Origin of the sequence: Ottowia thiooxydans DSM 14619 (assembly GCF_000422885.1) — a bacterium.
GTDB classification, from domain to species: domain Bacteria; phylum Pseudomonadota; class Gammaproteobacteria; order Burkholderiales; family Burkholderiaceae_C; genus Ottowia; species Ottowia thiooxydans.
On the sequence record NZ_AUGX01000012.1, the window covers coordinates 257,365 to 263,608 of the forward strand.

Annotated in this window: 6 protein-coding genes; 2 read left to right on the forward strand and 4 right to left on the reverse strand. The window is 59.3% G+C overall.

Going from position 1 to position 6,244, the window contains the following annotated elements:
- Window positions 1-129 precede the first annotated feature (129 nt).
- The 3 genes from dxs to xseB form a co-directional block, all read right to left on the reverse strand.
- Window positions 130-2,019, reverse strand: a complete 1,890-nt coding sequence (gene dxs, locus G518_RS0112155) for a 1-deoxy-D-xylulose-5-phosphate synthase (protein WP_425414284.1) — start codon at window positions 2,017-2,019, stop codon at window positions 130-132.
- A gap of 139 nt (window positions 2,020-2,158) precedes the next feature.
- Window positions 2,159-3,061, reverse strand: a complete 903-nt coding sequence (locus G518_RS0112160) for a polyprenyl synthetase family protein (protein ID WP_028602778.1) — start codon at window positions 3,059-3,061, stop codon at window positions 2,159-2,161.
- The gene (gene xseB / locus G518_RS0112165) at window positions 3,058-3,300 is read right to left on the reverse strand and encodes an exodeoxyribonuclease VII small subunit (RefSeq protein WP_028602779.1); all 243 of its coding nucleotides are present in this window, start codon (window positions 3,298-3,300) and stop codon (window positions 3,058-3,060) included. Before xseB ends, G518_RS0112160 begins: the two co-directional genes overlap by 4 nt.
- Before the next feature lie 406 nt (window positions 3,301-3,706).
- Between xseB and G518_RS0112170 the strand changes: the two genes are divergently transcribed.
- Together G518_RS0112170 and G518_RS0112175 are read left to right on the forward strand one after the other, a co-directional pair.
- Window positions 3,707-4,843 (forward strand): aromatic ring-hydroxylating oxygenase subunit alpha, encoded by a 1,137-nt coding sequence (locus G518_RS0112170; RefSeq protein WP_028602780.1) that lies wholly within the window; start codon window positions 3,707-3,709, stop codon window positions 4,841-4,843.
- Window positions 4,844-4,921: 78 nt separating this feature from the next.
- Window positions 4,922-5,809 (forward strand): DMT family transporter, encoded by an 888-nt coding sequence (locus G518_RS0112175; RefSeq protein ID WP_028602781.1) that lies wholly within the window; start codon window positions 4,922-4,924, stop codon window positions 5,807-5,809.
- Between the two features lie 356 nt (window positions 5,810-6,165).
- On the opposite strand, the gene G518_RS41535 is transcribed toward G518_RS0112175, so the two are convergent.
- Window positions 6,166-6,244: IPTL-CTERM sorting domain-containing protein (locus G518_RS41535; RefSeq protein ID WP_156909369.1), on the reverse strand; the 79-nt coding region annotated here is incomplete at its 5' end.

A 6,244-nucleotide genomic window follows, 5' to 3' on the forward strand; every position in this document is an offset into this window, starting at 1 on the left:
TCGCTCTCCCGCAGGCGGGAGAGGGTTGGGGTGGCCGGCTGCGGTGTGAGGGTTTGCAGAGGTTCCCTAGGGCTTCGGATGCTTGTTCATACCGAGAACGGTACGACGTTGAACCGATAGGAGAGTGGCTTAGGCGACCGACTTCAACGAGGGCGCAGGGGCAGCCAGCAGGTCGCCGAAGCGGGTACGCACTGAAGCCTCAATGCCCTTGGCGTCGAGGCCTTGCAGGGACAACAGTTTGACTGGGTCCCCGTGCTCAATAAATATGTCGGGCAACCCCAACTGGAGTAACGGTTTTACAACACCTGCTGCCTGTAGAGCTTCGCCCACAGCGCTACCAGCGCCGCCCATGACAGCGCCCTCTTCCACTGTGACCAATGCATCGTGGTTCGCCGCAACCTGATTGAGCAGTTCGGTATCCAGCGGTTTGACCCAGCGCATATTGACCACTGTGGCGCCCAGTCGCTCCGCGGCTTCCAGTGCTGGATACAGCAGGCTGCCAAAGGCCAATATGGCAACCCTGGCACCTTCACGCCGTATCTCGCCCTTACCCAGGGGCAGCGAATCGAGGCTCGGCAAAGGTTGAACACCTACGCCCGCACCGCGCGGATAACGTACCGCGACGGGGTGATCTTGTTCGTAGGCGGTTGTCAGCAGTTGCCGGCATTCGCGCTCGTCAGCTGGGCAGGCCAGGCTGACGTTCGGGACGGTACGAAGGTAGGCAATATCGTAGTTGCCTGCATGCGTGGCGCCGTCTGCGCCAACAAGGCCTGCGCGATCGAGCGCGAAAACCACCGGCAATTTCTGGATCGCGACATCGTGAATCAGTTGGTCATAGGCGCGCTGCAGAAAGGTGGAGTAAATCGCCACCACTGGCTTGAGCCCCTCGCACGCAAGCCCCGCTGCGAACGTTACGGCATGCTGCTCAGCAATGCCCACGTCGTAATAGCGATCCGGAAACCGGCGGTGAAACTCCACCATGCCAGAGCCCTCGCGCATGGCAGGTGTGATCCCGACCAGACGCTTATCTTTTTCGGCCATATCACACAGCCACTGCCCAAACACCTGTGTAAAGGTCTGCTTGGGCTGCGTCGCGGGGTGAACCAGACCTACGGCTGGATCAAATTTTCCTGGACCATGGTAGGCCACCGGATCTGCCTCAGCCAGCTTGTAACCGTGGCCTTTCTTGGTGACCACGTGCAGAAACTGCGGGCCTTCGAGTTGTCGGATGTTTTCCAGCGTCGGGATGAGTGATTCAAGATCGTGCCCATCTATAGGGCCGACATAGTTGAAGCCAAACTTCTCGAACAAAGTGGCGGGCACCACCATGCCCTTGGCTTGCTGCTCCAGGCGGCGTGCCAATTCAAACAGCGGCGGCGCTACTTTAAGAACATTCTTGCCCACGTTCTTGGCGGCCGCATAGAACTGCCCACTCATCAACTGAGCCAGGTACCGGTTAAGTGCGCCCACTGGGGGGCTGATGGACATATCGTTGTCATTCAACACCACCAGCAATTTGCAGTTCTCAACCCCCGCGTTATTCAGCGCTTCGAAGGCCATGCCAGCGGTCATGGCGCCATCGCCGATGATGGCCACCGCGTGCCGGTCTTCACCCTTCTGCCGCGCTGCCAAGGCCATGCCCAAAGCAGCAGAGATGCTGGTGGAAGAATGGGCTGTTCCAAAGGTGTCGTATTCGCTTTCAGCGCGCTGAGGAAACCCCGAAAGCCCGCCCAACTGGCGCAGCGTAGGCAGGCGACCGCGCCGGCCGGTCAGGATTTTGTGGGGGTAGGTCTGGTGACCTACATCCCACACCAACCGGTCATCGGGTGTATTGAAGACGTAGTGCAACGCCACCGTAAGCTCTACAGTGCCGAGGTTGGAGCTGAGATGTCCGCCTGTGCGGGACACGCTCTGCAACACGCAGTCGCGCACCTCGTCGGCCACACTTTTCAATTGCCCGCGCGGAATACGCCTCAAATCGGCCGGGCTATGGATGGTATCGAGAAGCGGGTAACTCATGTTTGTGATTCATTGTGTCGCACAGACCCTGCAAATGGCCATGAAGCAGGCCATTTGGGTGGGGCCACGGAGCGACTGTGAAATAGTCGCAAACCGCGCGGCTCCATGGGGAAAGGCGCAAAGCGCCTCGGCAAGAGGCTCATTTCTTCCGTTTTACCACCAACTCTGCCAAAGAGCGTAGCCGAGAAACGCCGGGCAAGCCGCTTTCCAGTAACGCACGCTGCGCTTGGACCAACAATTCATCGGCCAGCGCCTCTGAGTTGGCGAGTCCCATGAGTGATACGTAGGTCGGTTTTTCAGCAGCAGCGTCTTTACCGGCGGTCTTGCCAAGCACCGACGAGTCCGCCGTGACATCGAGAATATCGTCCACCACCTGAAACGCTAGGCCTATGGCGCCGCCGTACTCGGCCAGTGCTGCTTGCGCCGCCGGCGGGATGGGTTGGCGCGCACAAGCCACGCCCATGAGTACGCTGGCTTGCAGCAACCGGCCCGTCTTGAGCTTGTGCATGGCTCGCAACTCCGGCTCCGAAAGTGCGTGGCCCACACTCGCCAGATCAATGGCCTGCCCCCCGGCCATGCCATTGCCCCCGGCCGCCCCCGCCAAAAGGCGACATAAATCAGCCTGCATGGCGGGCGGAACAGAACCATCGTTCGGGGTGAGAAGCTCGAACGCCAATGCTTGCAAGGCATCACCGGCGAGCAAGGCAAGCGCCTCGCCAAACTGCACGTGCACGGTGGGTTTGCCACGACGCAGTACATCGTTGTCCATGCACGGCATGTCATCGTGCACAAGGGAATAGGCGTGGATCAATTCCACTGCACAAGCCGCTCGAAGCGCGGCCGGCCCATGACCACCCGCCGCCTCACACGCCGCAAGCACCAGCAGCGGCCGCAGCCGCTTGCCGCCATCAAGCACGGCATAGCGCATGGACTCACCCAAACCGGCTGGCGCATCAGCGGAGACCCACTGCGACAGTGCCTGCTCCACCAGGGCCAACTGACTCCCCACCCAGGTATCGAAATCAAGCGATGAGAACGTCATTCCGGAGTCCATGCCTTGAGCACCCCATCTTCCAGTAACCGCACCTGGTCTTCTACCGCTTGCAGCCGATCGCGGCAGTAGGAGAGCAAGGCTGTACCCTGCTGATAGTGGGCCAGCAGATCTTCTAGCGGCAATTGCCCAGACTCCAACCCGGTAATGAGTTGTTCGAGCTGCTGCACCGCTTCGCCGTAGCTGGCGGGTTCGGGCGGACTTCCGCTGACGTTTGAATTTTTTGGCATCGAAGGATAAGGGGGCAATCTGCTATTTTAGGTCTCATGCACTCTAAGATTGTTCCAAATCCTAACGGGAAGTGCGAGGCAGGCCAATGTCATGGGTGGCGAAGCTTCAGGGGCCCAAGGCAGCAGACCGTGCAAGTCCGCAGCTATAAGCCCGGAAAGAGCCATCGCCCACCCGGTCTGGACACAGGCCCCAGAGCTGCATTGCAGTCCGGCGGCGGTGCAAGCTCTAGCGTAGGCCGGCTTGGGTTACAATCGAAAGTTCCCTTCGCTAATTCTGAAGAGTTGTTGGTTTACTCCAATGTCTGACGCAGGATTGAAGCTTGGGGATCGTCATGCGCCCACGCTCTTCGGATGCTCAAGCGCTTTCTTCCTGCCCCTTAATAGGGGGAGTCTAGATCGGAACACCATGTCTGATTTGAGTCTTCAATTCCAGCAGGCGGCAAGCCAACTTCCCGTCTCCAGTTATTTCAACCAGGCGCTGTTTCAGCGTGAGGTAGAACTCATCTTCCAGCAAGGCCCTCGCTACGTGGGCCACGAACTTGCCGTTCCGCATGCGGGCGATTACTTTGCCCTGCCGCAAGAAGCGGAAGGCCGCGCCCTGGTTCGCAACGCCAATGGTGGCGTGGAACTGGTCTCCAACGTCTGCCGCCATCGCCAGGCCATCATGCTCAAGGGCCGCGGCTCTCTGCAAAGCCAAGGCAAGGGACATGCGGGCGGCAACATCGTATGCCCGGTGCACCGCTGGACCTATTCCCCAAAAGGGGAACTGCTGGGAGCGCCGCATTTCCAGAACGACCCCTGCCTGAACTTGAATAACTACAAGTTGCGGGAATGGAACGGCCTGCTGTTTGAGGACAACGGTCGCGACATCACCGCGGACCTCGCTGGCATGGGCCCGCGCCAGGCGCTCTCCTTTGACGGCTACGTGCTTGATCACGTGGAATTGCACGAGTGCAATTACAACTGGAAGACCTTTATTGAGGTCTACCTCGAGGACTACCACGTCGGCCCTTTCCACCCTGGCCTGGGACAGTTCGTCACCTGTGATGATCTGCAGTGGGAATTTGGGCGCGAATATTCGGTACAAACCGTAGGTGTAGCTGGCCAGCTGAGCAAGCCCGGCAGCCCTGCTTATGAGCGCTGGCACCGTGAGTTGCTCAAATACCGAGAGGGCAAAATGCCCTCTCATGGGGCCATCTGGTTAACCTACTACCCCCACATCATGGTGGAGTGGTACCCGCACGTTCTCACTGTGTCCACGCTGCACCCCATCAGCGTAGACAAGACATTGAACATGGTGGAGTTTTACTACCCAGAGGATATCGCCGCCTTCGAGCGCGAGTTCGTAGAAGCACAGCGCGCCGCCTACATGGAAACGTGCATTGAAGACGATGAGATCGCGGAGCGCATGGATGCTGGCCGCAAAGCCCTCTTTATGCGCGGTGACAACGAGGTTGGCCCCTATCAAAGCCCCATGGAAGACGGCATGCAGCACTTTCATGAATGGTATAGGCGCGCCATGGGAGCGAAGCTCACTACCTGATCTCTCTCGAGGTCAATCACCCGTCAGCCACTCCCTTCGCGCACGTTCTGGACGTGCGCTTTTTCCTGGAATACGCTCATGCATGCCGTCTGGATGATCGCTGGCTCGTTCTTTTTTGCCAGCATGAGTGTCTGCGTTAAATTTGCCTCGCCCCATTTCAGCACGCTGGAGAACGTGTTTTACAGAGGCGTGATCGGGCTTGTTTTCATGGCCATTCTGGCGCGCTCGCGCAAGATATCGCTGCGCACTACCGTTCCCATGATGCATATATGGCGCAACGTCATGGGTGTCACAGCCATGGCAGCCTCGTTCTACGCGCTGGCCCACTTGCCGTTGGCAACAGCCATGACGCTCAACTATATGAGCGGCGTGTGGGTGGCCACTTTCCTGATCGCTGGCACCTTTGTCATGGGACGCCTGACGGAGATTCGTCGCCAAGGTCCTTTGGTTCTGACCGTGCTGACCGCGTTCGCTGGTGTGATCATGCTGCTGCGCCCCACGCTGGATCAAGATCAACTTTTTGCCGGCTTGGTGGGGATGTTATCCGGCTTGTTAGGCGCCATGGCCTACATTCAGGTAGCTGCGCTCGGACGCGTGGGAGAGTCTGAAACTCGCACAGTGTTTTACTTCTCTCTTGGTGGCGCCGTGGCCGGGGCGGCTGGTATGCTGATTCAGGGTGCGAGCAATCTGGCTCGCGTGGAAGCCTTGTGGCTGCTACCCATGGGCATTTTGGCGGCCTTAGGCCAACTATGCATGACGCGGGCGTACACGCGCGGCCCCGCCATCGTGGTGGCAAATCTGCAGTACACCAGCATCGTGTTCGCCGCTCTCTATGGCTTGATACTCTTTGGCGACAGCATCCCTCTTATGGGCTGGGCCGGTATGGCACTGGTCATCTCCAGCGCAATGGCGGCCACCGTTCTACGCACTCGCGCCGTGCCAAATCTTCCCGCTGAAGAGCACTGAGCCATCAATCATCTACTCATTCCAGCTGGAGACGGCCAAGCCTTCTCCAGAAGGATTCACTACTAGGGCGTGTTCACACTAAATTCGCCCCCGCGCCGGGGTTTGCCCGGCTGCAGTGCAAGGCGCGCCGTGCCGCCAAGGTAGCGATCCTTGGCAAGAGGCGCAACGCGGCAATGCGGCCCGGCAAGCCCCGGCCCGAAGGGTGAGGCTCTGGCAAACCGCACTCGGCGTTGCCGACGCCGGCCGCGCAAACCCTCGCCGGGTGTCCAACCCGGCTGCGGTTTGCGCCTTGATTGCGGCTCGCCAGAACCTCACGCGGGGGTGAATTTAGTGTGAACACGCCCTAGCCTAGTTTCTCAGCGTAGAAAATTCCGCCGCCTTGCCAGGCCGACCATACAGAGACTGAGGAAGAACATAGCCCATTCACCGAGGGTG

Excerpts from the sequence above, each read along its gene's own strand:
- dxs (WP_425414284.1), bottom strand. The coding sequence starts at position 2,019 with ATGAGTTACCCGCTTCTCGATACCATCCATAGCCCGGCCGATTTGAGG.
- G518_RS0112175 (WP_028602781.1), top strand. The coding sequence starts at position 4,922 with ATGCATGCCGTCTGGATGATCGCTGGCTCGTTCTTTTTTGCCAGCATG.
- G518_RS0112170 (WP_028602780.1), top strand. The coding sequence starts at position 3,707 with ATGTCTGATTTGAGTCTTCAATTCCAGCAGGCGGCAAGCCAACTTCCC.
- xseB (WP_028602779.1), bottom strand. The coding sequence starts at position 3,300 with ATGCCAAAAAATTCAAACGTCAGCGGAAGTCCGCCCGAACCCGCCAGC.
- G518_RS0112160 (WP_028602778.1), bottom strand. The coding sequence starts at position 3,061 with ATGACGTTCTCATCGCTTGATTTCGATACCTGGGTGGGGAGTCAGTTG.